Raw genomic sequence first — 24,369 nt, forward strand, 5'->3', positions numbered from 1 at the left:
GAGGGGCACAGGACGGGGCGGCAAAGGCAGCCGCACAGGGAACCGGTAACAGCGTCATTTTATTTTCTGGCCCGCATATCCGACGGCGTGGTGTGGTAATAGCCGTGGAAATGCTGGTAAAAATAATTCATGTTGGAATACCCCACATCTGCCGCGATCACGGCTATTTTTTCATCCGAATTCAGAATCCGTTCCCTTGCCACATACAGCCTGTAGCACATCAGATATTCGGAAAATTTCATGCCTGTCTCCTTGATAAAAATCTGGCCGAGATAGGTGGAGTTCATGCGGAATTTATCCGCAATGCTTTTCAAAGAAATATGTCCTCCGTACTCCACTCTCACCATCATGACAATTTTATGTATCAGCGGGGACATGGCATCGTAATCCATATCCAGCACAGGATCGCAATTCTTTTTCTCATCCTCCTCCGGTATGGTTCCGTGAAGCTTCTCCACCACGATTTTTTTTACCACCTCCAGAAGCTTCTTTTTTTCCACCGGCTTGAGCAGGTAATCCAGCGCCCCGCAGCGGATGGCTTCGCAGGCGTAGCTGAATTCATCATAACCGCTCATCATCACATAATTGGATCGTACCCCCAGGTTATTCAGGCAGTTAATCACCTCATAACCCTTATCATTGCCTATACAGACATCCATCAGACAGATATCCGGCCTCCAGTCAAGGATACCCGACATCACCTCCAGAGAACTGCGGGCAGTCTCTATCCGGCCCACTCCCAGGCTTTTCCAGTCCAGAAGCCGTTTGATTCCCTCCAGGATGTTTGGCTCATCATCCACTATCAACAACGTGTACATCAGTCTCCTCCTTGCCTGCCTGCGTGGGAATATAGACGGAAATCCGCGCCCCTCCTTCCGGATTATTTCCGATCTCCATCGTGAAATCATCCCCGTAAAAATACTGCAGTCTCATATATACATTCCGAAGCCCGATATCCGCATCCGGATCATCGCTTCCCTCATGCATATGTTTTCGTATCGCCTCAAGCCGTTCCCTGGCAATTCCCAGGCCATTGTCCGTCATGAGTGTTCTCACCCCGCCCCCTTCCGAACGGATGTCCAAAATGAGAAGGTTAAATTCATTATTTCTGTCAAACCCATGGGAAAAAAAGTTTTCCGCCAGAGGCTGCAGCCAGAAACCCGGCGTATGTACCTTTTCCAGCCCTTTTTCGATTTCCAGCTGATAGACAAAGTTACCGGCAAACCGCAGAGACATAATCCGCAGGTACATTTCCAGCAGCTCCACCTCTTCCTGCATGGTGATCACATCCGGGCTGTGGACAATCCGCCGGTAAAGGCTGCCCAGCTGGGTGATGGCCTCCGCCGTTTCCTCATCCCCCCACATCAGCGCCTTGGAGCGTATGCTTTCCAGCGTATTATAAAGGAAATGGGGGTTGATCTGATGCTTCAGCGCCCGCATGGCCGCTTCCTGCTGCTTCAGCTTCATCACATATTCCGTACGAATATAGCCTTCCAGCTTCTGGCTCACATCCTTTAATGCAATGGCTATTCTTCCATATTCATTTTTATGTTCTTTATGGATTTCCAATTTTTTCGCCACGGAAAAATCACCGGTTTCCATTGCCCCCAGCATCTGCATAATAGAGGAAAGGAAACGGGCATCATTCCGGATTCCCACAAAAGAAACCAGGACCGCCCCCATGGCCAGAATGACCAGGACAAAACTTATCCCAATCAGCGCCGAAAGGTTCAGCTTCCAGAGCATACTGCTGTTTATCACACAAATATAGGAAAAATCATACTGGCTGGACGGGAATACCGTATAAAATATCCGATCATAGCCGGTCCCGTAAAAAGTCCCCTGGCTTTCCTCCAGTTTTTCTGCGGCACAGATCCAGTTCCATTCCTTCTCTGTGGTATAATCCACATGCAGCGGCTTTCCCTCCTGCATAACCGCCCATGCTCCGGAAATGTCCAATCCGCGGAACAAATCCTCCCGATCCACCCAGAAGGTAAGGCGCCCCAGCTGCCGGCTGATGGAATCCGGATCGCGGATCTCATAGGAGGCCAGCATCAGATCCCCGAAGCCCGGAATATCCAGAGCATCCTCTTCCCGATCCAGTCCGAATGTCACGTGCATGTCCCCCGATAACCGGTCCAGCCACACGGCCTTGATACCGCTTTCCGATACAAAGGTGGCCCCTCTTACCTGAATCCGGCTGTTGATGAACAGCTTTTTCATATCACCGGGCATATAGGCGATCTGTGCCGTGGTGGAACGGCTGTTATACAGCCTTTTCTTCAGATATTCCGGCTCCGATCCGGAGGTAAACAGTGCCATGGCATCCTGCATCATGGTCCTGCCGGCATAACAGCCTTCAATATATTCGTTCAGCTGATCCTTAATATTTCCTATCTTTTTCTCAACAATGGAAAAAGCATCCTGGGCCTCCTGTCTCTGCTGGCCCGCCCAGATTGTGGTAAAAAAAGCGGATACACCGATAAAACAAATAGTGCACAGAAGCAAGATAGCAATGGCGGTTCCCAGGAATTTCCTCCTGTAAACCTTTATTTTCAGGAAAGATATGCTGTTTTTTCTCATTGGGGGCTCCTTTTTCAGGCCTTCGTCTGTTCGGTTATTCATTCTGCCTTCCCTCCCATTATACCCGTAAATGGATCCGCCAACAAGGAAAAAGCCCCCTGACGTGAACATTGGGAGTCCAAAGTTCACGCCGGGAGGCTGGGTTCTAAAGATCACCGCAAGTACACGATTTCACTTTATTTAAAGAACTCATTAATCTGTTTCTGTGTCTCTTCAAGGATGGTATCCAGGCCGGAACTCTTTAATTCTTCAATACATTTGGGAACGGTGGTTTCCGGATCCGATGCGCCTACCAGCATATCGTATTTATATTTGTCCCAGACTGCCTGACAGTTTGCCACTTCATTCTGGATGTTGGTGATATCCAGTGCAAAACCAAGACATACGGAAGAGGCGGCCTCTTCATTCTGTTTCTTAACCTGCTCCCACTGCTGGGGATCTGCGTCCTCGGTAATGGACATATTGAAGAAGGTTCCCTGTGTATAAGCAGCCAGCGGCCAGTCGTCTCTCAGCTTCTTCACAACGCCGTCGCTCACATATTCGAAGGTATTTCCTTCCACACCATAAGCCAGCATATCACGGAAGGTGGAATCGCTGTTAACCAGATCCAGAACCTTCAGACATTCTTCTTTGTATTTGGAGTTCACGGAAATGGCATTCATGGAACCCTGGATAGTCTCTGTGGAGTAAAGAGGCCCAAAGACCTTAAATACATCGTATTTCTCCACACCGTTCAGTGTCTGCCAGGTAGCTGCCGCGCTGGGCCATCCCTGTGCGGAGGAGAAGGGAAGCTTCTTGGGAACTTCGGTAAGGACGTTGGCATCCGGATTGGTGATGCCGTCCATGTACCACTGATGCATCAGCTTCAGGTTTTCCATAATGTCAGGCTGCTCAAGGGTACATACCACCGTACGGGTCTCGTCATCGATCTTAACACCCATGGGCTGAAGGCCTGCGGTAAGTCCGTCATATTCATTAAAGAAACCGTTGAACGGGCTTCCCTGTGCCATCTGCAGAGGATAAAAGCTCTTTCCTTCCCCTTCCTTCATGGCGCGGAACGCAGCGTCCAGATCCTGCATGGTCTTGATGGAAGTAATGTCGATATTATATTTCTGTACATACTGGTCGTCAAAATACCAGAACTGGGTAACGGAGGAATCCTTGTAGGAAGGAACCGCATATACGTTTCCGCCGATTTTAACACCGTTCCACAGCGCTTCCGGAATGAAGCTGTACAGCTCCGGCGCGCTGGTCTGCACCATATCGGTTATGTTTTCAAAAGCTCCCAAATTTACAAATTTGCTGTAATTGGTGTTGTTGGTAAACATCATATCAAAATATTCACCGGAGTTAACAATGGTGTTCATCTTCTGATCGTAATCGCCCCAGCCCGCTACCTTAATATCAATCTTCACACCCAGCTTATCCACCAGATATTCATTGATGTCCGCCAGACGATCCGTGTAATCGCTGGGCGTGGTTCCTCCTACCGTCCACCAAATCAGTGTGGGGATATCGCCGCTGGCCTTATCGGCCGACGCGCTTTCCGCCGTTGTCTCCGCCGCGCCGGATTCTGTCGCAGCAGCAGCCCCCGTTTCCCCAGCCGGTGTACTTGTGCCGGATTCCTTGGAACCGCAGCCCGCTAACATACCCATGCCGAGCACACAGGAAAGTCCGATAGCCAGAAGTCTTTTCACTACATTCTTTTTCATAGTAACCTCCTTATAATTGTTTATATATCTTCCGGCAAACCGTTTGCCGGCATGATAACTTGTTAAGATTCCTGTCAGCCCTTAACCGCACCAACGGTAAGGCCTGATATGAAATATTTCTGGAAGAAAGGATAGGCACAGGCAATGGGAAGTACGATTACCACTACGATTGCCATACGCGCCGCTTCCTTCGGCATATTCGCCACCGTATCCGCCATACTTGCCCCCATAGCCGCCGCATTCTGGGCCAGCATGTTGACGTTGGTCATAATGGCGTTCAGCAGTGCCTGCAGAGAATAAAGCCTCTGATCGTCGATATAGAGCATGGACTGGTACCAGTCATTCCAGTAGGCAAAGCAGAGGAACAGGCCGATTGTGGCGAGTACCGGCAGGGATATGGGAAGTACAATCCTGAAAAATATGGTAAACTGCCTTGCCCCGTCCATTTTTGCGGATTCAATCAGTTCCTCGGGAACCGTGGTCTTGAAAAAGGTCCTGCATATGACCACATTGAAGGAAGAAACCGCCAGTGGCAGGATCAAAGCCCACACCGAATCCTTCAGGTTCAAAAACTGTGAGGTGATGAAATACGTGGAAACCAGGCCGCCGTTGAATACCATAGGGATAAACACCACCATAGTCAGGAATCCGTTCAGCTTATATCCCGGACGGGAAAGCACATACCCCATCAGCGTAGTGAGGAGGATCCCCAGAACGGTCCCCACGATGGTAACAAAGAGGGATATGCCCAGAGCCCGTATGATCAGCGTGCTCTGCTTGGCCAGATACTCATATCCTTCAAAGGAAATAATCTTGGGTATCAGATGATAGCCGTATTCCGTAATGGAAGCTTCCGCGGAAAGCGATATGGCGATTACCAGAAGCACCGGGATAATGCACACCAGCGCCATCAGGATAAACATGACATTCAGCAGAACATTCGCCGTATTGGATACCCGGTTAAAACGGTCAAATCCATCGGGTTCCTTTTTTCTTTTCTTTTTTATTGTTTCAGCCATCCCGCACCTCCTTAAATCATCGCGCTGTCGCGGTCAACCTTGCGTACCACGGCATTTGCCGTGAGGATAGTAATACAGCCGGCCACCGACTGTACGAACGCAGCCGCAGACGCCATTCCCGTCGTGGATGATTTCAGCTGCTTAAATACGAATACATCCAGTGTATAAGAAACGTTATACAGGGAATTGGAATCACGGGGCACCTGATAGAACAGACCGAAATCGGAGTAGAAAATACGTCCTACCGCCATGATGAACATCATGATAATTACGGTCTTCATAAGCGGCAGCGTCACATAACGCATCTGCTGCCATACCGTGGCACCGTCAATTCCTGCGGCCTCATAATAGGTCTTGTCAATTCCTGTGATGGTAGCCAGATATACTACCATGCTGTAACCCAGATTCTTCCACATATACATGAATACCAAAAACGGCGGCCACAGCTTGGGTTCCATGTACCACTGGTGCGGATCCTGTCCGAAGAATTCCAGCAGGCTGTTAAGCAGCCCCTTGTCAAAACTCAGGAACGCCCAAATCAGTGCGGTTACAACTACCCAGGACAGGAAATAAGGCATGAACATCGCCGTCTGGTAAATTTTAGCCATCCTTTTATTATGCAGCTGACCGATAAGCAGCGCCATCGTCACGGGAACCACAATATTCAGTATGATAAATACAATGTTGTACAGAATGGTGTTACGAAGGATAATCCAGATATCCCCTGCGGAAAACAGGAACTTGAAATTGTCCAGGCCAATCCAGTCACTGGTTATGATACTGTTCAGGAATCCTCCGCTGATCTGATATTTCTTAAAGGCAATGATAATACCAAACATGGGCAGGAATGCAAACAGGAAATACCAGATGGTGGTGGGAAGCGCCAGCAGGGTAAGCTCCGTATCATCACGGGTCCAGCGCTTTTTCTTTTTAATACCATTTTCCTTTACAGCCATTTTAAACCTCCCTTTCTTTTACGTAAACGGCACTGAAGGTCTGATAAAATGTCTGCCGTCCCTTTAGTCCATCCGGCCTGCAAAGACAAAACCGGACAGCTTCCCCTCCGTCAGCCGGCCTGCCGGAGGGCTGCAGCCGGAATGCGTACGCTTCTTTCTTCTGCTCTTTTCCGACCGCTTTATGACTCAATTATAAACTATGCATTTCGCTATTTCTATCTAACATTTCTTATATAGTAGTCTAAAAACATCATGTCAAAAATAAAAAAACGTGAGTTGCATTTATACATATTGCACAACAAGCACAAAATAATCCCCTGTTTTCCTTATCTTCCTTTTGTGTAACATTTTGAATACCACATCTAACATTTTTGATATAGACAACCCTTTTTACCAAATCTATACTGATTATAAATACGAACGGTGCCGCCGTTCCCAGCCCGGCCGCACTCACCCATACGGAGGAGGACTTGCTTATGCCGCAGGACAATATTCTGCTCATCACCACCGACCAGCAGCGTTTTGACACCATTAACGCCTGGGGAAACACCAGCATTTTCACACCGCACCTGAATTATATGGCTGCGATGGGAACCAGCTTTTGCAGCTGCTACGCCTGCTGCCCTATCTGTGTCCCTTCCCGCACCACCATCATGACCGGCCGCCACGGCTACGAAAGCGGCGTGGTATCCAATGCCACCCATGAAACACAGATGCGCAGACAGACCCGGCTCCGCCGCACCCTTCCCGCCCTGCTCACCGATGCCGGCTACCAGACCTGTGCCAAGGGTAAAATGCATTTTGAACCCGCCCGCGCCTGCTACGGCTTCGAGCAGATGACCCTTCCCCTGGATTACATGCGTCAATACGACAAAAAGGCGGAAAACGCACGCCCCAAAGTGCACGGGATCGGCGAATGCGAAATGGAACCCGTTATTTCCACCGTTGACGTGAAGGACAGCATCACCACCTGGATTACCGATCAATCCATTGATTTTCTGGAAACCAGGGACACCACCCGTCCCTTTTTCCTCTGGACCAGCTTCACCAAACCCCATCCCCCCTTTGACCCCTGCCGGGATTTCTGGTCCCTCTACGAAAATATCCCCATGCCCGCCCCTGTTTACGGGGACTGGTCCAGGGAGCTGGAGAAAGCGCCCCAGGGCTTCCTGGCAGGCGCCTACGAAAATACCAATATGCATCTGTTCGGGCCGGAGCAGATCGCTGCCACCCGCAGGGCCTATTATGCCTGCATCACCCAGATCGATTATGAGCTGGGCCGCCTGTTCGGCGCTTTACGGGAAAACGATTTGTTCCGCAATACCTGGATCCTTTTTACTTCGGATCACGGGGAAATGCTGGGGGATCATCACATGTCCCAGAAAAACCTGTTTTTTGAAGGCTCCGCCCATGTGCCGCTGATCCTTGTCCCTCCTGCGGGCAGGGGCATCCCCCATAACCTTACCGTGGACAGCCTGGCGGAAATCGCCGATATTTACCCCACCATCCTGGAAATGGCGGGTATTCCCCTCCCGGATGGCCTCACCGGGCACAGCCTCCTGGATCCTGCCGCCCTTCCGGCGGACCGTATCTTTTACGGGGACAGCCTTCATACCAATTTCTGCGTGATGCAGAACCGGATCAAGCTTGTTTATACCACCTGCGGAGACCATTTGCTTCTGTTTAATCTGAAAGAGGATCCCATGGAACAAAAGGATCTGTCCGGCGATCCTGCATGGCAGGAGAAAAAACAGGAGCTTTTTGCGCTTCTCCTGGCACATGTAAAAGAAACCGCGCCCCAGGTACTGGAGGAAATTCCTTCCGGCGCAGGATCCTCCTGCCGGTTCAAAACCACGCCCGCTCCCCGTTTCCCCGGGGATATGCCCGGCCGATGGTTCGGTTTCCATTACCATGACTATTCCGTTGACACCTTCCATTGATTCCACAGGCAACGGGGTAAACGGCAGCGGCTGCACAGGATTTGCTTCCCCAACAGGGACAAAAAGCTCCGCCTGTCCTCCCCTACGGAGAACAGACGGAGCTTTTTCCCTATTTCTGCGGGACTTCCTGCAGGCTGACGGCATGATAGATACATCCACAGCCCCAAGATATCCTTACTGCCCTTTTTCAGCCGGTTCCGCCATCAATCTATCCATCCAGTACGCATTGGTCCCTGCATAAAGTCCCTTCCCATCCCGGATTTCCACGCGGATATACCCTTCCCTGCCCGTCAGGTCAAACTCCGCCTCCGTAATGGTTTCCCCTATGGGCGCCAGTTTCTTGTAACAGTCCCGCCCTTGCTGGATCACAAAAATCTTCTCCACCGGAGAGGTTTTCACCACCAGCCGGTTATCCTTTATATACGCTTCCCTGATTTCAGGCCCCATGGAAAAATAGAAATTCCCTTTTTCCAGCGCTTCCATCACCGCCGGATATTCCAGCTTCCCGGCCTTTACCATGATAAAACCGCCGAAGGAATCACACAGCGGGGAACCGAAAGGCTCCCTGTTATGGTTATCATCCGTCGCCACCGTATAAATACGCTGTCCTGTACGCAGCATCTCGTCATAAGACTGGGGATTAAAACCATACAAGCCGTCATGCTCACACCCATGGTTATAAATCTCCATCCCCCACAGCCCTCTTAAATCCTTATAATCCTCATACGTCTGCAGGGACCAGTAAGGATGGTTATAACAGGCAAGAAACCCTTCCGCATTCATCTGATCGATATAGCCGTTGATGTATTCCATGTCATTATAGCGGCGCAGCGGCATGGGGATCTTTTCTTCCCTCTCCCTTCTCTCCGGGTATTTGTCATAAAAATTAAAATGATATACCTTCAGATCCGGCCAGGCGTCCTTATGAGGGGCAAACTGGTCGATATTCGCTTCATATGCCGCAATGCTGAGAAAACCTTCCTCATCCAGCTCCTCATGCTTGCAGTATTTGTTATGATCCGTAAACGCAACGATGGAATACCCCTGCTCCATATATGCTTCCTTCACCTGCTCCGGCGTCAGATCCCCATCGGAAATCACCGTATGGCAATGCAGATTCGCCTTATAAAAGTTTCCCTCTTCCGGCAGTAAATAATACGTTCCCATATTCCCTCTCCTTTTCCCTTTCCCTTGTTACCGTTTCACCCGGATACCGCAGTAATCCAGGACGAGTTCACAGAACACCGCATTGGCCCAGGAAAACCATTCCCTGGTATATTTTGTGGGATCGTCCACATGAAACCCTTCATGCATCATCCCTGTCCCGCCGTCCGTATCCCGCATAAGCTGCAGAATGCGCAGCTTCTCTTCCCGGCTGTCCTCCGTCATCCCCTGGACAGCCAGGCCAATATGCCAGATATAATAGGGAGGCACATGCGGACTTCCGATTCCCCTTGCCGCCGTCCCCTTAAAATAATAAGGATTCCCTTCGCTGAGGATAAAGCGGCGGGTATTCTCCATCACTTCTCTGTCCCCGTCATAGCCCAGATATTCCATGGCGAGCAGACTGGGGACATTGGCATCATCCATCAGCAGATACTGCCCGTATCCATCCGTTTCATACGCATATATCCTGCCGTAATACTCATTTTTCACCACTGCCAGCGTCTCAATGGCATCCTTCACTTCCTTCCGGAAAACCAGCGCCTCGGCGGCAAGCGCCTGATCCCCCAGCACCTTCTCCGCAATCTCCGCCAGATATCCCAGCACCACCACGGCAAACATATTGGAAGGGATCAGATAGCCATATACACAGGCATCGTCGCTGGGCCGGAATCCCGACCAGATCAGCCCTGTACCCGATTTGACAAGGGCGCCTTTCCCTCCCCGGGAAAGCGTATCTGTATAATAACAGCCCTTACGCACAAAATGATAGGGTGACTTTTCCTCATGCTGCTGCTCCGTGCGCCAAACCTCCAGAATCCTGCGGACCCCTTTCACAAAGGTTTCATCAAACTGATCGGTGCGCCCCGTATTCTTCCACACCAGATAGGAAAGCTGGATCGGATAGCACAAAGAATCCAGTTCGTATTTCCTCTCCCAGATCCACGGCAGCATCTCCGTCTCGTCATGCTCCCAGCAATTCCCGTTGGCCTCCTGATTAAATGCATTGGCATACGGATCCAGGTTGACATAAAAAAACTGCTTCTTAACAAGCCCCACCAGCATGTCCGCAATCTCTTCATCCTCGCCGGCCGCCATGAGATAAGGCCGGATCTGCGCCACACTGTCCCGAAGCCACATAGCCGGGATATCCCCGGTAATTATGTACGTCGTCCCGTCCGGAAGCCTTTTCACCGTAGTATCCAGCGTATTGGTAAAACAGTTTACGAACAGTTCCCCCATTTTCGGATCCCCCGGAAAAGAATCCTCCACCTTTTTAATCAGCTTCTGCAAGATTTCAGGCAATTTTTTCTCTATTTGCCTCCTCCTTCTTCTACATCCTGTTTTCTTTTCGTTTCTGCCGTTGCCATTAGGTTGTAGATAAAAAAGTTTGGCGTCCCCCAGCCCTGCTTCCCTGTGCGGCCTGCTGCCCTGCAAGGTTCCTTCCAGGGCAGCAGGCCGCACAGGGAAGCAGGGATGAGGGACGCCAAACTTTTTTATCTACAACCGCCATAATACCATAAATAAATACCTTATCCTATATCCCAAACTTCATATTACCTACTAAAAAGAATATATTTGTAACCGTTCAGACAAGCCTGGATCGTTAGCTATATTGTTACATCTCCTGTACCGCCCCCTACCACTCTGCAATCAGCGGCCTGGGGAACAGCCACCATTTTTCAAAGTCCAGGCAGTACTGGGAACAGCAGATATTGTTATCTTTCGGATAATCATAGGATGTCCAGGCATAATAGCTCTCCACGATTTTCACAAGCAGATCCGAATCCATGGTCACGCAGAATTCCCGGCATTTTTCCACAATCCCCTCCGGCTTATCGGCAAGCCCTTCCACGGTCGCCTCCAGCCTTCGGTTACAGGGGAACAGCACCCGCTTTTCCTGCAGGATCAGACGATACAAGGCGTAAACAATTTCACTGGCTGTCCGTATTTTCATATATCCGTCCGGCTTACAGCATTTCCAGAAATAATTATAATTCAGCTGCAGATCACTGTAGAACGAAAGCAGCTTTTCCTCCCTTTCCTTCTCCTGAAAAACCGGAATCGCCGCAACAAGCCCTTCTATATCCGGATCCCTGGAAAAAAGCACCCTGGACTTCACAAATGAATTCCTGGTAGGTTCACTCCCTTTTACCGCCGCCTGCTCCAGAAATCCCTTCGTCATATACTTAATATCAAAGTATCCCCCTTCATATGTACACCCCTGCAGACACTCCGCCGTCCTGTTTTCCTTCATACACTGATCAAAATACGCATCCGTAACAATCACCATGGCATCCAGATCCGAATCCGGCCTCTCCATCCCCTTAGCCACCGATCCCCCGAAAACAAGGGCAATCACTTCCTCCCTCCCCCGGAACATATCCTCCAAAATTTTCAACGACTCCTCATGATGCTGATACATAGCAGCTTCTCCTTATCCATTTCCTTTTAAACCGTCCATTATCCGACGCCATTTGCACACTTTCCACTATAAACGATACCCACCTCACTTACAATATCTCTTTCCCAAATTTACCAATTTTTCTTACTAACAGTTCAGACGGCCCTTTGTGCCCTGCGGCATTCTCCTCCCCTGCGTTTCCCTGGGGCGGCGTTGCTGCAGGGCACAAAGGGCCGTCTGGGCTGTTACTTTTCTTATAATAAAAATAATAATTATTATCATTTTCTATTGACAACTTTTTTCAAATGTGTATAATGGAACATGTAAACAGCATATGCCATTTACATAAACTGGAATTGTGAGGTGATGACATGCCCCGGCCTACTAAGGAACGGAATATCTGCTGCATGCCCAAGTCATGTACCTTCGGGCCGCTTACCAGAAGCTGCAGCGAACAGGAAAGCATCTGCATGACCATAGACGAATATGAATGTATCCGGCTGATTGATCTGTCAGGCTGTACCCAGGAGGAATGTGCCAAGAGAATGTCCATCGCCCGTTCCACCGTGCAGATGATATATAATGAAGCCCGGAAAAAGATGGCGGATTCCCTGGTAAATGGAAAGCAGCTCCATATTAAGGGAGGGACCTTCCGGCTGTGTGATGGAAACGGCTGTTGTCCTGCCGGTGAATGCAAGAGGAAGAAAGCCTGCCCCCAGCGTTTTGCCGGAGAGGAAAAAGAAATAAAAAAATGACATCTTTTCTCAACGGGATGCATTAATAAAATAAGAAACCCTGTAACTGCCAGACAGTTACGAAACCATTATAATTGTGTATCCGGAATACCGGAAGAATAAGGAGAGAATACTATGAGCAAAGTAAAATTTTATATCTGCAGACATTGCGGCAACCAGGTGGAAATGATTCACGATGCAGGCGTTCCTGTTATCTGCTGCGGTGAAAAAATGGAAGAACTGAAGGCCAACACAGTGGAAGCAAGCACAGAAAAGCATGTCCCCGCCGTAACGGCGGAAGGGGAAGTGGTAAAGGTTCAGGTTGGCAGCGCCCTTCATCCCATGCTGGAAGAACATCATATTGAATGGATTTATCTGGAGCTGGAAAACGGCGGTTACCGCCAATCCCTTGCCCCCGGAGAAGCGCCGGAAGCATCCTTTTATACCGGCGGTGCAAAACCCGTTGCCGTATATGCTTACTGCAATCTCCACGGCTTATGGAAAACAGAACTGTAAAACCATGTAACTCATCTCTTTAAGCAAAAGCTCACAAAGCTTCCGCTTTGTGGGCTTTATGCTGGTCAAAACCGGTGATACCGATACCCGGCCTTTTTTTGATCCGGTATCATAACAATAGTAATTATATGGGAAAGGAATCAATCAAATGAGCGAAAACTGCAGTCACAATTGCTCCTCATGCAAGGAATCCTGCAACGACCGGGATCCCAAAAGCTTTCTTCAGGAGCCTCACGAAATGTCCAGCATTAAAAATGTCATTGCGGTAGTCAGCGGTAAGGGCGGTGTGGGAAAATCCCTGGTAACCTCTCTCCTCGCTTCTTCCATGCAGAAAAAAGGATATCATACCGCTATTATGGACGCGGATATTACCGGCCCCTCCATCCCGAAGGCCTTTGGGCTTCATGAAAAGGCCTATGCCAATGAAATGGGCCTGATCCCCGTAAAAACCCGCGGAGGAATTGATATTATGTCCATCAATCTTCTCCTGGATAACGATACGGATCCTGTCTTATGGCGCGGACCTGTAATCGCAGGAGCGGTAAGCCAGTTCTGGAGCGAAGTGATCTGGGAGGATGTGGATTATATGTTTGTGGACATGCCTCCGGGAACCGGGGATGTGCCGCTTACCGTGTTCCAGTCACTTCCCCTCAAAGGAATCGTGGTGGTTACCTCTCCCCAGGAGCTGGTGTCCGTTATTGTGGAAAAAGCCGTGAAAATGGCGGAGATGATGAATATCCCCGTACTGGGCATCGTGGAAAACATGTCCTATTATGAATGCCCCGACTGCCACAGCAGGCACAGTATTTTCGGAGAAAGCCACATTGAAGAGATCGCCGCCAAACACGGCATCCCCGCGATTGCAAAACTTCCCATCAATCCCGCGGTAGCAGCTGCCTGCGACCTGGGTGAAATCGAAGCGCTGGATGCGCCCTGGCTGTCAGAACTCTCTTCTTCCATTGAAAATATGGGCAGCTGAATCTGCTCTTTGCACACAGGAAAAAGAAACAGACCGGTATAAAATACGGCCGCCTCATAAATGAGGCGGCCGTATTTTATGTATCAGTAATAAAAAAAGGGGGGGAATGCCGCGGCGGAATAGGGGAGGGGGACTGGCTGTAACCAGCCAGTATCCGCCGCGGCTTGTGAAGGCTCCTCTTCAGGCACTCCTGCTTATGGAATGCAAAACATTCCACGGAAGCCTTCTCTTTCCGATCGGAAAGGGGGACTTTCCGACCGGGAGTAAAAAGGCGCTCATACGCTCTGGCACAAACGTCTTTATCTTCTTTCCATGTTTCTTATGCCTGACTTAGCAGTTATCAAAAACCGGCATGGAACCGGAGATATAAGCTTGTAAGCTTTAAGGGGGGGTGCTGGCACAGCCGAAGCTGTACCAGCTAATTTTGTGGGTTGATGACTTTTCAACTTGGGTTTATCATACAACAAATTTATAAATTTGTCAACATATATTTATAAATTATTTTTTTATTTATAAATTTTATAAAAAGGTTTAGACGCCCCTTTGTGTCCCGCGGCATCCCCTCCCCTGCATTTCCCTGGGGCGGCGTTGCTGCAAAGATTCCTGGAAGGGGCGTCTGAACCGTTACATTATAAAAATAATTTATATAAACCGACGTTTTACCAGCTAATCCACCCGTTTTTCTTTCAAAGGCTCCGGCAACTTCCGGACGCTGGCCATTTCCACCAGTTCTGCATTCATCTCCAGACGCACCGCCACTTCCTCCATGGAACGGCTTCTCATGTCTATTTTCCCGTGAAGAAGCATGATCAGGGTTCTTCCCAGCAGCCGGCGGGGAATGCGCATGGTGGTGAGAGTGGGTTCCATGATACTGCAGATGCTGCGCCCGTCAAAACCGATTACCGATACATCCTCCGGCACCGTATAGCCGGCACTTTTCAATGCACGGTATACGGAAAGCGCCAGCACGTCATTTTCCACCAGCAAAGCGGACGGCGGCCTCACACCGCCCTTCCACAGGCCTTCCAGATAATCCTGGGCCTTCTGCCCCAGGCTGTCTGTAACGATATTCCATTCCGGGCGCATTTCCACGCCCAGATCCTCACAGGCGTAGGAAAAGCAGCGCTTCCTCTCCACAAGGGAGCTTCGCGGCGTTCCCGAGGAGACGTACCCGATTTCCCTGTGCCCTTTTTCCAAAAGATAGCGCACGGCGGCATAAACTCCCTGCCGGTTATTCACCGTAACGGAACTTGCCTTCACATCCGGATCATAGCAATCCAGCATCACATATGGAATTTCCGTACTGTCCAGTTCTTTTTTCAGCGCAGCGCTCATCACATCGGCATAAACGATCATCCCTGCATACTGATCCTTCCCGATACTGTCACGGAGCCTTCCCGCCTTTTCATCATACATGTGGATGATGGAAAAATGATAGCCCAGATGCCTGGCCTCCCTCTCCGCCCCTTCGATTACCGGCGGGAAAAAAGCGCCCTCATCCCCTTCCTCCTGATGATCGGACAGGATGATATAGGCAATGTTCTTGGCGGCTGCCGCACCGCCGCCCGGTTCCGCCTCCGGTGTCTCCTTGATCATATAGCCATAGCCCATCTCCCTTATCCTGGAAAGAAGTGAACTGCGGAGTTCATCACTGATTCCCTGCTTATGATTCAGGACCAGAGACATGGTTGCTGTGGATACCCCCAGCAGATTAGCCAGTTCCTTGGATTTAATTGCCACTGTTTTCCCCTCTTTTTACAGAATGTCCGGCACTGCCGCCAACACAGATGCGGCAGCGCGGTTATTCCGTTTATAAATTTTATTTATAATATAATTGTACCGTATTTTTAAATATTTTCAAGCATTAACAGGTATACTAATTAACAAACTTTGCAGGTGCATGTTAGCCATTTCTGCCACATCCGGCAAAATGCCCCAAGGTTTGGCAAAATACAACGGTTCTGTCTGTACCGGCTGCTTTTCCATGCCCTTTTTATGCTTTATGAGCCTGCAGGCCGGACCAGCAAAAACAAAAAGAAAAGAGAGGAAGTAAGACATGAAGGAAGAAAACAGACCTTATCATGACGGACTTTCATTTCCCAGCGCCAATGTTCCCGGTATCACCCCGGAATCCGCCTTTACCGACGGCTATCTGACAGCGCTTCATAATATGGATAACGCCGGCCAAGAGGACAGCGTACGTATCGCAGAGGATGGCAAAGCCTCCGATATGGATACCCGTTCCGTAATGTCCGGTGACGGCTGTAATCCGGTAAACCGGGATTCCGAAATGGATCGGGCCACAGATAACGGTGCCGATTGGATTTTTCCTGGTATTTACCCCAACTCAGGAATGCCGGGCACTGCCCCCGGTCCTTATCCCGGAGTGATTCCGCCCGTCTATTTTCCCGGCGCAGGGGGAACTCCGGATCTGTGATTATCCGATTCTTATAAGACATCTGCTCTTATAAACAAAAAAACACCGCCCTGGCCGCTGTACGGTTCCCTGTGACAGGAACCGTTCCTACCGGCCGGACGGTGTTTTCTTATTTTTTATAGGGACAGACCGCAATCCGCAGTTTGGTTTTTACTGCTCTTACAGCCCGCAGATTCTGTCTATTTCCTTCAATTCTTCTTCTGTGAAATCCAGTTTCCGGATAATACCGATATTTTCCGTTATCTGGGAAGGTCTGGATGCCCCAATCAGAACACTCGTCACTTCACCATCCTTCAATATCCAGGACAGGGCCATCTGTGCCAGACTCTGCCCCCTGTTTGCGGCAATCTCATTCAGGGCACGGATCTGCCCCAGCGTCTTTTCCGTCAGCGCGGACTCATTCAGGAATCTTCCGTCCCTTTTGATTCTGCTGTCCTCGGGGATCCCATGCAGATATTTGTCCGTCAGAAGCCCCTGCGCCAGCGGGCTGAAAGCAATAATACCGCAGCCGTTTTGGACCGCAGCCGCCTTCAGGCCGTTTTCTTCAATCGAGCGGTCAAAGATGGAGTAACGGTTCTGGTTGATGATAAACGGACATTTTAATTCCTTAAGAATCGCAGCCGCCTTTTCCATAACCTCCCCGGTGTAATTGGAAATTCCCACATACAGGGCTTTTCCGCTTTTTACAATGCTGTCCAGGGCAAGCATTGTTTCTTCCAGAGGCGTTTCCGGATCCATTCTGTGGTGATAGAAAATATCCACATAGTCCAGTTTCATCCTTTTCAGGCTCTCGTCCAGGCTGGAGATCAGATACTTCCTGCTCCCCCCGTCCCCGTAAGGCCCGGGCCACATATCATAGCCCGCCTTGGTGCTGATAACCATCTGGTTCCGGTAGGGCCGCATATCGCTCTCCATAATTCTTCCGAAGTTATCCTCCGCGCTGCCATAAACCGGCCCGTAATTATTCGCCAGATCAAAATGCGTAATCCCGTTGTCGAACGCGGTGAAGATAAGCTCCTTCATGTTGTCAAAATTATCCTTGCTGCCAAAGTTATGCCAGAGTCCCAAAGAAACGGCAGGCAGCTTCAGCCCGCTCTTTCCGCAGCTGAAATACTTCATGTTTTCATATCGGTTTTCCTGTGCCTGATACATTTTTCTCCTCCTTTAATCCTGCAGTTCACAATCATTCAGGGCAAGCAATGCCATTGTATAGATCTTTGCCGCATCCAGCAGCTTCTGCAGATCCAGCCCTTCGTCCGGTTCATGCGCACCTCCGTGCCCTTTTGCAAAAAGGCTGCCAGCCCGGTCGTCCTCACGCTCCGGCATTCCCCCGATCCCATATCCAAAGGCATTGGGAAGCTTTCTTGCATAGGTTCCGCCGCCCATCACGTAAGGTTTTGCATCCATACCGGTCATGTCGTTAAACAGCGCGGTCAGACATGCCACTTCTTTTCTTTCCTTCGGGAAATAATTGGGGGCCGAGTTGCGTATCAGCTCCCAGCGGTACCCGCCCGCACGGCAAAAACCGGAAAGCACCGCCTCCATATGGACCGGATCCGCGGAAATGGAATAGCGGATGTTAAACTGCAGGGCCGCCTTCCCCTCCTGAAGCTTCAGGACCGTCCCGGCACAGGTCAGCCTGCCCGATACTTCATCTTCATAGGCAATGCCAATCCCTTCGCCATAATAATCCGAGGTCGCTTTTTCGATGAAATGGAGAATCCGCCGATCCTCTTCCTTCAAAAGCCCTGTGCCGCACACTCCCTTTGCCAGCTCATGCACCGCATTCACGCTTCCTTCCGGAAACGCACTGTGACGGCTTGTTCCCCTGGCGGTTATCCGTATCAGTCCCTCTTCTCTTTCCGCCCGGAGATTTTCCGGCAGCCGTCCGATCTGCTCTTCCAGTTCCGGCCGGTCCCGGAGTACGAGAACCGCCCGGTCCGGTATGATATTTCCGGCGCTTCCCCCGTATAAATCAACCACATCCGCGCTGAAGGGATGCGCAGCAGCAGCCCAGCCTTCCAGTATCCCTTTCTCCCCATAGCACACGGGGAAACCGCAGTCCGCGATCATGGACAGGGCCGGGAACGGATAGCGGCTCCCGTAATACTCCAGATCCGCCATTCCCCGTTCTTCATCACAGCCTACAAAGAGGCAGATGTCGTGCTTCATCACAAGCTCCAAATCCCGTATGCACCGCATCACATACAGCATGGCTACAGCAGGCCCTTTGTTATCCTGCGCCCCTCTGCCAATGAGATAGCCGTCCTTTACCACCGGCTGAAAAGGCTCGTATTCCCATCCTTCGCCCAACGGCACCACATCCAGATGGTTCCACAGGCCTATGGTATTCTTCCAGTCCTTTACCTGCCTGCCGATAGTCCCCACATAGTACTCCTTATTTTCCGTATAAAATCCATACTCCCTTCCTATAGCGAGCATTTCATCCAAAACGAGGCGGCAGGCCTTTCCGAAAGGCCCTGTCTCCGACAATGGATCGGAAATGCTGGGGATCCGTACCAGCCTTATGATATCCCGAATCATCTCTTCCCTGTGTTCTTCAAACCACCGCCCCACCCTTTCACAGGTATGGCCGTCATATCCTTTTTCCATGTTCCATTCCTCCATAACCCTTTCTGATGCTATTATAGTTTTTTTCTCAGGCACTTTCTATAACTGATTATGGCAAATACTATGCAGATTCAATCATCTTATATACCGGGATGGATTTGCATGTGTTTGAAAATAACTTTCTGACAGCCGTGTGTCCTACCGGCTGCCCTTGTCATAAATCTCTCCCAGGGCGCGGGGCGCACGATTATGCTTGGAAAAGAACACAAGAAGAAGAAGCGTCAGCAAATAAGGAAGAATCATAACCAGATCCTGATAGCTGCTGGGCATTTCCATAATCTGCACAATGCGGTAACCGCCGGAACGGGCAAACCCGAACAGAAGGCAGGCCCCCAGCGTGGGGAGAATCTTCCAGTTTCCGAAAATCATGGCGGCGATTGCCAGATAGCCGTATCCCACATAAATATTTCCGGAAAAATTGGCGGAAATGGAATAGGCGAAGCAGATGCCCCCCAGGCCGGAAAGAGCGCCGGACACCATAACGGCCGCCAGACGTACCTTACCCACCTTGATTCCCGCGGCATCCACTGCATGGGGGTTGTCTCCGCAGGCACGCAGGTGCATGCCGAAACGGGTCTTATACATAACAAACCACGCGCCAAGGGACACGGCAACTATCACGATCTCAAAGGGATACATGTTGGTAAATACCGCTCCCAGTACAGGAATCCGGGAGATTCCGGGAACCGTGATCCGGTTGGATACGCCCAACACAAACTTATCCGAAGCCGCTCCGAAAACCGTAGCATTAATCTGTTTAGTTAAAAAGGAGGTCAGCGCCATGGCGAGAATATTGATTACCACGCCGCTGATTACCATATTGGCCTTAAACCGGATACACAGCAGCGCGTGGATGAGGGAAAACAGCGTGCCTCCGATGACGGCAAACAACATGGCAATATAGAAAGGCATGGCTGAATTCCCTGCAAACCAGTCCGCCACAAGTATGGCGGCCAATGCACCTGTAAAAGCACCGAAACCCTGCAGGCCTTCAATGGCCAGATTGGTTATTCCGCTTTTTTCACTGTAAATACCGCCTATGGCCATGATAAACAAAGGCAGGGCGAAAGACAGTCCGTCTATGATTACCGTATTCATTTATCCTTCCTCCCTTCCTCGTCTTTCCTGCGTGTCAGCAGATATCTGATAAATGCGGAGCATGCACAGAACAGAAGGATAATTCCCGTGATAACATCGGCAATTTCCGCCTGGATTCCTGCCGCAGAGCTCATGTAGGTGCTTCCCTTATCCACAATGGTTATCAGGAAAGAGGAGAAAATGATCCCAAACGGATTATTATTTCCCAGCAGGGAAACCGCGATGGCGTCAAAGCCGGTGCTGCTTAAGACTCTGGGCTGGATGGATGCGAAATATCCCAGGTAATAAGTAACCCCTGCCAGCCCCGCCAGTGCACCGGACAAGAGCATGGTCACCACGATGTTTTTCCCCACATTGATCCCCGCATAACGGGATGCGCTGCGGGAGAAACCCACCGCTTTCATTTCATATCCCATTTTCGTCCTGTCCAGCAGAAACTTCACTGCCGCTGCCGCCGCCAGCGCCAGGATAAATCCCAGGGGAATATCCATTTTCAGGTTCCCCACCACCCTGTTCGCCAGGGTAAGCCTGGCCGCCTGGCCTACTTCCCTGGACTGCCGGGAAACCGGATCCACATAAAACGTGTTTATGCAGAAGCTGCACACATACTGGATAATATAATTCAGCATGATGGACGAAACCACTTCATTGATGTTGAACTTATATTTCAGGAGACCGATCAGCCCTCCCACCACAGCACCGGCTGTGATTCCGATCAGAAGCACCAGCGGTTTTGCCACAAAGGCATGCAGTCCGCTGTAGCCCACCAGAATGGAGGCAAGAAACCCTGCCGCCAGCATCTGCCCCGATACCCCGATGTTAAAGAGTCCGGTCCGCATGGCAACCGCCACGGCAAGGGCCGCAAAAATCATCGGCGTCAGGTAATTGAGAAAACTTAAAAAATCGGTAAGGATGCTCTTATAGCCCGCATAGGATGCTTTCGGCGCCAGACCGCAGCCCTGAAGGAGATTATAGTACGCGGAAAACGGATTCTTGCCGAGCAAGGCGATGACCGCCGCCCCCGCAATAAGGCCGATGAGCACACATAAAAGCGGAATGGTTATGCTCTGGGTTTTCTTATTGCCAAGAGTCCGGCTTATTATTCTCTTAAACACGGATGGTTTCTTATGCATGACGCTTCACCCCCATCATGAATTCTCCCACCTCATTGGTGGTCAGCGTACTGGCAGCCGCCTGTTTCTGCATCTGCCCGTTATATATAACGCCGATAGTATCCGCACAGTCCATGATTTCATCCAGTTCCAGGGAAATCAGAAGGATGGCCTTGCCCTTATCCCGCTCTCCGATCATCTGTCTCCGGATATTCTCAATCGCCCCGATGTCCAGTCCTCTTGTAGGCTGGACAAAAATCATCAGATCCGATTCCTGTTCGATTTCCCTGGCAATAATCGCCTTCTGCTGGTTGCCGCCGCTCATGGAGCGGATTACCGTGCGGCTCCCCTGTCCGCTTCGGATGTCATATTTATCAATCAGGGTTTCCGCGTAGCTGTCAAAGGCTTTTTTATTCAGAATACCTTTTCTGGAAAAAGGCTCCCTGAAAAACTTCCGCAGCCCCAGATTTTCCGACAGGGTGAAATCCATTACCACTCCGTAGTTCTGCCTGTCCTCCGGAATATAGGAAATTCCCTCCAGGCTCCGCTGCCGGATAGACATCTCCGTAATATCCTTTCCGTTCAGCCATACCTTTCCCCTGTGAATGGGCAGCAGGCCCGCAATTGCATCCGCCAGTTCAACCTGGCCGTTCCCTGCCACACCAGCTATGGCAAATATTTCCCCGCCTCTTACGGAAAAGGACACATCCTTCACCACCTCAAACTGATCCTGGTTTACTACGGTCATATGTTCCACCCGGAGGATTTCCCTGCCGAAGGAAGGCGCTTTTTTCGGGGTTTCGAAGCTGACCTCCCGGCCTACCATCAGGCTGGCCATTTTCTTTGTGCTTGTTTCCTTCACATCCAGCACATCGATAAGACGGCCCCGGTTGAGGATCGCACAGCGGTCCGCCACCTTTTTAATCTCCTCCAGCTTATGGGTAATGAGAATAATCGTCTTGCCGTTATCCCGCAGCCCTTTGATTATTTCCAGCAGGAACTCTATTTCCTGGGGGGTAAGCACCGCGGTGGGTTCGTCAAAGATGAGGATTTCCGCTTCCCGGTAAAGCATCTTCAGGATTTCCACCCTCTGCTGGGTGGAAACATTGATATTCTCAATCACGTCGGTGGGTTCCACTTCCAGGCCGTACTTCAGGGAAAGCGCTCTGATGTCCTCATTTGCTTTCTTTCTGTCCACGGCGGGAAGAAACCCGAACACCTTTTTTACCGGCTCCATGCCCATCACAATATTCTCTGCGACAGTGTAGTTGCTCACCAGCTTAAAATGCTGGTGCACCATACCGATATTGAGTCTGGTGGCATGGTTCGGGGAAGCGATCTTCACCTTTTCCCCCCGGATATAAATCTCCCCTTCATCCGGCTCATACATGCCGAAAAGCATGCTCATAAGCGTAGATTTACCGGCACCGTTTTCCCCGAGAAGGGCATAAATTTCTCCCTTCTTTACCTGAATCGTAACATCGTCATTGGCGACAATGCCCGGGAACCTCTTGGTAATATGGCGCATTTCCACAATATAATCCGACATACATTCCCTCTCATTCCGCCGCTTTCCACGGCTGTTTGGTTTTTCCCATGCATGATAAGCGTTTGCGTCCATGATATATTTAGGGGATGTCATCAGCCTCCGGTTCTTGCTGGCATCCCCTAAATATACCAAAAAGGCAGGCCGGAACCCCGGCCCGCCTTCCGTTGGACATAAGGATGGCCCGCAGAGCGCGAGTCATCCGTTATTTTCACAGAAACTGCGGCTGCAGCTCCTTACTCCGCCTTAAAGTCATCAGGAGTAATGCCGTTGAAGTTGGCAGCAGGTACGATTTCTCCTGCTTTTACTTTTTCATAAGCCGCATCCACTTTCGTAATGGTATCCGCAGAAAGCTGGCATCTGCCGTCCGCGCTTACATAACCTGTGGAATCGGTATCCGCACCCAGAGTCACATTACCTCCGGCGAAGGAACCATCCACAATCGTTTCCAGAGCCTTGTCCACGTTGGTGCTCATTACCTTAAGGCCGCTGGTGAGAATCACGTTGGCATCTCCGTTTGCACCGTCATCATACTGATCCACGTCACAGCCGATGACATAAACACCTTCTGCTTCCTTGGCTGCGGTAAACACACCGTTTCCGGAATCGCCTGCAGCGACGAACATGATATCCACGCCTTCGTCGATAAGGGCATTCCCAACCACCTTACCGGTTGCCGCATCAGCGAAGGAACCAATATAATTGCCGCCTACATTAACACCGGTTACATCTGTCCCCGCATAGGAAGGAAGCTCAACGATTTCCACTGCTTTTCCGTCAGTTTCATTGACATATTTCACACCGCATTCAAAGCCGTACTGATAGTTTACGTTAGAGGGATAAGCGATACCGTTAACAACGGCTACCTTGTTGCTCTTTGTTTCCAGGGCAGCTGCCATACCGGCAAAGAATCCGCTTTCCTGCTCTTTAAACTGCATGGCATAGATATTTTCCACTTCCGTATCCTGTCCTTCCGCGTCGGCAGGGAACGCATCCACCAGAATGAAGGAAACATCAGGGTTGTCCTGTGCAACCTGAGTGATGCCTGCAAACTGGAAACCGCAGCATACGATAACATCATAATCGGCTACGATATCCGCTACCGCCTGTACCGCCGCAGCCGTATCTCCTGTGGGCTCCTTTACCGGAGTAACCGTAGAGGAAGGATGTTTCCCGATAAAAGAAAGGATACCGTTATAATTATCCTCGTTAAAAGAACCGTCATCCACACCGGAGGGGCTGGATACAATGGCAATCTTCAACTCATCGTTTCCGGCTTCCGTTGTCTGCGCAGCCGCTTCAGATGATGCTTCCGTAGTTTCCGCTGCGGATTCCGCCGCACTGCTCTCCGGAACCGCACTGCTTTCCGTGGCGGCACCGCCTGTACTGCCGCAGGCTGTCAGCGTCATGGCAAGCACGACAGCAAGCGTTAACATGCTTTTTTTCATAATAAAATCCTCCTTTTTCGCCGTCCGAGACGGCCTTCATCATAAATCCCACAGAAGCTTCGCTTCCATCCTGTCTGCATGCGGTTTACC

At 50.3% G+C, this 24,369-nt stretch carries 20 protein-coding genes; 5 read left to right on the forward strand and 15 right to left on the reverse strand.

Features of this window, described 5'->3' with window-relative positions:
- Positions 1-59: 59 nt before the first annotated feature.
- The 5 genes from DXA36_RS16555 to DXA36_RS16575 form a co-directional block, all read right to left on the reverse strand.
- Positions 60-818: a response regulator transcription factor gene (locus DXA36_RS16555; RefSeq protein WP_118680601.1), complete on the reverse strand. Its 759-nt coding sequence runs from the start codon at positions 816-818 to the stop codon at positions 60-62.
- Positions 793-2,625: a histidine kinase gene (locus DXA36_RS16560; protein WP_182479116.1), complete on the reverse strand. Its 1,833-nt coding sequence runs from the start codon at positions 2,623-2,625 to the stop codon at positions 793-795. Before DXA36_RS16560 ends, DXA36_RS16555 begins: the two co-directional genes overlap by 26 nt.
- A 134-nt stretch (positions 2,626-2,759) precedes the next feature.
- On the reverse strand, positions 2,760-4,295 hold the full coding sequence (locus DXA36_RS16565) for an ABC transporter substrate-binding protein (protein ID WP_118680603.1): 1,536 nt from the start codon (positions 4,293-4,295) through the stop codon (positions 2,760-2,762).
- Between the two features lie 74 nt (positions 4,296-4,369).
- Entirely contained in the window at positions 4,370-5,314 is a 945-nt protein-coding gene (locus DXA36_RS16570; RefSeq protein WP_118680604.1) for a carbohydrate ABC transporter permease, read from the reverse strand.
- A gap of 11 nt (positions 5,315-5,325) precedes the next feature.
- Complete coding sequence (locus tag DXA36_RS16575; protein WP_118680605.1) at positions 5,326-6,270, reverse strand: ABC transporter permease; 945 nt, start codon at positions 6,268-6,270, stop codon at positions 5,326-5,328.
- Between the two features lie 476 nt (positions 6,271-6,746).
- On the opposite strand from DXA36_RS16575, the gene DXA36_RS16585 reads away from it, so the two are divergent.
- Positions 6,747-8,210 carry a sulfatase-like hydrolase/transferase gene (locus DXA36_RS16585; protein WP_118680607.1) on the forward strand — a complete coding sequence of 488 codons (1,464 nt, stop codon included), beginning with the start codon at positions 6,747-6,749 and terminating at the stop codon, positions 8,208-8,210.
- 174 nt (positions 8,211-8,384) lie between these two features.
- Here DXA36_RS16585 and DXA36_RS16590 read toward each other — a convergent pair whose 3' ends face one another.
- From DXA36_RS16590 to DXA36_RS16600, 3 genes are all read right to left on the reverse strand, one after another.
- Positions 8,385-9,377 carry a PHP domain-containing protein gene (locus DXA36_RS16590; RefSeq protein ID WP_118680608.1) on the reverse strand — a complete coding sequence of 331 codons (993 nt, stop codon included), beginning with the start codon at positions 9,375-9,377 and terminating at the stop codon, positions 8,385-8,387.
- Between the two features lie 27 nt (positions 9,378-9,404).
- A complete protein-coding gene (locus DXA36_RS16595) occupies positions 9,405-10,691 on the reverse strand; it encodes a glycoside hydrolase family 125 protein (RefSeq protein WP_118680731.1) in 1,287 nt (428 codons plus the stop codon).
- Between the two features lie 322 nt (positions 10,692-11,013).
- Positions 11,014-11,799: a nucleotidyltransferase domain-containing protein gene (locus DXA36_RS16600; RefSeq protein WP_118680609.1), complete on the reverse strand. Its 786-nt coding sequence runs from the start codon at positions 11,797-11,799 to the stop codon at positions 11,014-11,016.
- A gap of 350 nt (positions 11,800-12,149) precedes the next feature.
- Here DXA36_RS16600 and DXA36_RS16605 point away from each other — a divergent pair, with 350 nt between their 5' ends.
- The 3 genes from DXA36_RS16605 (at position 12,150) to DXA36_RS16615 (ending at position 14,007) form a co-directional block, all read left to right on the forward strand.
- A complete protein-coding gene (locus DXA36_RS16605; RefSeq protein ID WP_118680610.1) occupies positions 12,150-12,533 on the forward strand; it encodes a DUF134 domain-containing protein in 384 nt (127 codons plus the stop codon).
- Positions 12,534-12,647: 114 nt separating this feature from the next.
- Positions 12,648-13,028, forward strand: coding sequence for a desulfoferrodoxin family protein (locus tag DXA36_RS16610; protein WP_118680611.1), 381 nt, complete (start codon positions 12,648-12,650; stop codon positions 13,026-13,028).
- Positions 13,029-13,176: 148 nt separating this feature from the next.
- The gene (locus tag DXA36_RS16615) at positions 13,177-14,007 is read left to right on the forward strand and encodes an Mrp/NBP35 family ATP-binding protein (RefSeq protein ID WP_118680612.1); all 831 of its coding nucleotides are present in this window, start codon (positions 13,177-13,179) and stop codon (positions 14,005-14,007) included.
- Between the two features lie 666 nt (positions 14,008-14,673).
- Here DXA36_RS16615 and DXA36_RS16625 read toward each other — a convergent pair.
- Complete coding sequence (locus DXA36_RS16625) at positions 14,674-15,747, reverse strand: LacI family DNA-binding transcriptional regulator (RefSeq protein WP_118680614.1); 1,074 nt, start codon at positions 15,745-15,747, stop codon at positions 14,674-14,676.
- 316 nt (positions 15,748-16,063) lie between these two features.
- Here DXA36_RS16625 and DXA36_RS16635 point away from each other — a divergent pair, with 316 nt between their 5' ends.
- Positions 16,064-16,444, forward strand: coding sequence for a hypothetical protein (locus DXA36_RS16635; protein ID WP_118680616.1), 381 nt, complete (start codon positions 16,064-16,066; stop codon positions 16,442-16,444).
- 159 nt (positions 16,445-16,603) lie between these two features.
- Here the strand turns inward: DXA36_RS16635 and mgrA are convergent, their stop codons facing one another.
- From mgrA to DXA36_RS16665, 6 genes are all read right to left on the reverse strand, one after another.
- Positions 16,604-17,596, reverse strand: coding sequence for an L-glyceraldehyde 3-phosphate reductase (gene mgrA / locus DXA36_RS16640; protein WP_118680617.1), 993 nt, complete (start codon positions 17,594-17,596; stop codon positions 16,604-16,606).
- Positions 17,597-17,608: 12 nt separating this feature from the next.
- Entirely contained in the window at positions 17,609-19,057 is a 1,449-nt protein-coding gene (locus DXA36_RS16645) for a Sapep family Mn(2+)-dependent dipeptidase (RefSeq protein WP_182479117.1), read from the reverse strand.
- A gap of 156 nt (positions 19,058-19,213) precedes the next feature.
- Positions 19,214-20,173 carry an ABC transporter permease gene (locus DXA36_RS16650; RefSeq protein ID WP_118680619.1) on the reverse strand — a complete coding sequence of 320 codons (960 nt, stop codon included), beginning with the start codon at positions 20,171-20,173 and terminating at the stop codon, positions 19,214-19,216.
- Positions 20,170-21,306 carry an ABC transporter permease gene (locus tag DXA36_RS16655; protein ID WP_118680620.1) on the reverse strand — a complete coding sequence of 379 codons (1,137 nt, stop codon included), beginning with the start codon at positions 21,304-21,306 and terminating at the stop codon, positions 20,170-20,172. The genes DXA36_RS16650 and DXA36_RS16655 overlap by 4 nt, the downstream gene beginning before the upstream one ends.
- Complete coding sequence (locus DXA36_RS16660) at positions 21,299-22,834, reverse strand: ABC transporter ATP-binding protein (RefSeq protein WP_118680732.1); 1,536 nt, start codon at positions 22,832-22,834, stop codon at positions 21,299-21,301. Before DXA36_RS16660 ends, DXA36_RS16655 begins: the two co-directional genes overlap by 8 nt.
- Before the next feature lie 233 nt (positions 22,835-23,067).
- The gene (locus DXA36_RS16665) at positions 23,068-24,279 is read right to left on the reverse strand and encodes a BMP family lipoprotein (RefSeq protein ID WP_118680621.1); all 1,212 of its coding nucleotides are present in this window, start codon (positions 24,277-24,279) and stop codon (positions 23,068-23,070) included.
- Positions 24,280-24,369 lie beyond the last annotated feature (90 nt).

Source organism: Eisenbergiella sp. OF01-20 (assembly GCF_003478085.1).
Classification (GTDB): domain Bacteria; phylum Bacillota; class Clostridia; order Lachnospirales; family Lachnospiraceae; genus Eisenbergiella.

What these genes read in the sequence shown, in the direction of transcription:
- DXA36_RS16555 (WP_118680601.1), bottom strand. Translation starts at nt 818, where the DNA reads ATGTACACGTTGTTGATAGTGGATGATGAGCCAAACATCCTGGAGGGA.
- DXA36_RS16560 (WP_182479116.1), bottom strand. Translation starts at nt 2,625, where the DNA reads ATGAATAACCGAACAGACGAAGGCCTGAAAAAGGAGCCCCCAATGAGA.
- DXA36_RS16565 (WP_118680603.1), bottom strand. Translation starts at nt 4,295, where the DNA reads ATGAAAAAGAATGTAGTGAAAAGACTTCTGGCTATCGGACTTTCCTGT.
- DXA36_RS16570 (WP_118680604.1), bottom strand. Translation starts at nt 5,314, where the DNA reads ATGGCTGAAACAATAAAAAAGAAAAGAAAAAAGGAACCCGATGGATTT.
- DXA36_RS16575 (WP_118680605.1), bottom strand. Translation starts at nt 6,270, where the DNA reads ATGGCTGTAAAGGAAAATGGTATTAAAAAGAAAAAGCGCTGGACCCGT.
- DXA36_RS16585 (WP_118680607.1), top strand. Translation starts at nt 6,747, where the DNA reads ATGCCGCAGGACAATATTCTGCTCATCACCACCGACCAGCAGCGTTTT.
- DXA36_RS16590 (WP_118680608.1), bottom strand. Translation starts at nt 9,377, where the DNA reads ATGGGAACGTATTATTTACTGCCGGAAGAGGGAAACTTTTATAAGGCG.
- DXA36_RS16600 (WP_118680609.1), bottom strand. Translation starts at nt 11,799, where the DNA reads ATGTATCAGCATCATGAGGAGTCGTTGAAAATTTTGGAGGATATGTTC.
- DXA36_RS16605 (WP_118680610.1), top strand. Translation starts at nt 12,150, where the DNA reads ATGCCCCGGCCTACTAAGGAACGGAATATCTGCTGCATGCCCAAGTCA.
- DXA36_RS16610 (WP_118680611.1), top strand. Translation starts at nt 12,648, where the DNA reads ATGAGCAAAGTAAAATTTTATATCTGCAGACATTGCGGCAACCAGGTG.
- DXA36_RS16615 (WP_118680612.1), top strand. Translation starts at nt 13,177, where the DNA reads ATGAGCGAAAACTGCAGTCACAATTGCTCCTCATGCAAGGAATCCTGC.
- DXA36_RS16635 (WP_118680616.1), top strand. Translation starts at nt 16,064, where the DNA reads ATGAAGGAAGAAAACAGACCTTATCATGACGGACTTTCATTTCCCAGC.
- mgrA (WP_118680617.1), bottom strand. Translation starts at nt 17,596, where the DNA reads ATGTATCAGGCACAGGAAAACCGATATGAAAACATGAAGTATTTCAGC.
- DXA36_RS16645 (WP_182479117.1), bottom strand. Translation starts at nt 19,057, where the DNA reads ATGGAAAAAGGATATGACGGCCATACCTGTGAAAGGGTGGGGCGGTGG.
- DXA36_RS16650 (WP_118680619.1), bottom strand. Translation starts at nt 20,173, where the DNA reads ATGAATACGGTAATCATAGACGGACTGTCTTTCGCCCTGCCTTTGTTT.
- DXA36_RS16655 (WP_118680620.1), bottom strand. Translation starts at nt 21,306, where the DNA reads ATGCATAAGAAACCATCCGTGTTTAAGAGAATAATAAGCCGGACTCTT.
- DXA36_RS16660 (WP_118680732.1), bottom strand. Translation starts at nt 22,834, where the DNA reads ATGTCGGATTATATTGTGGAAATGCGCCATATTACCAAGAGGTTCCCG.
- DXA36_RS16665 (WP_118680621.1), bottom strand. Translation starts at nt 24,279, where the DNA reads ATGAAAAAAAGCATGTTAACGCTTGCTGTCGTGCTTGCCATGACGCTG.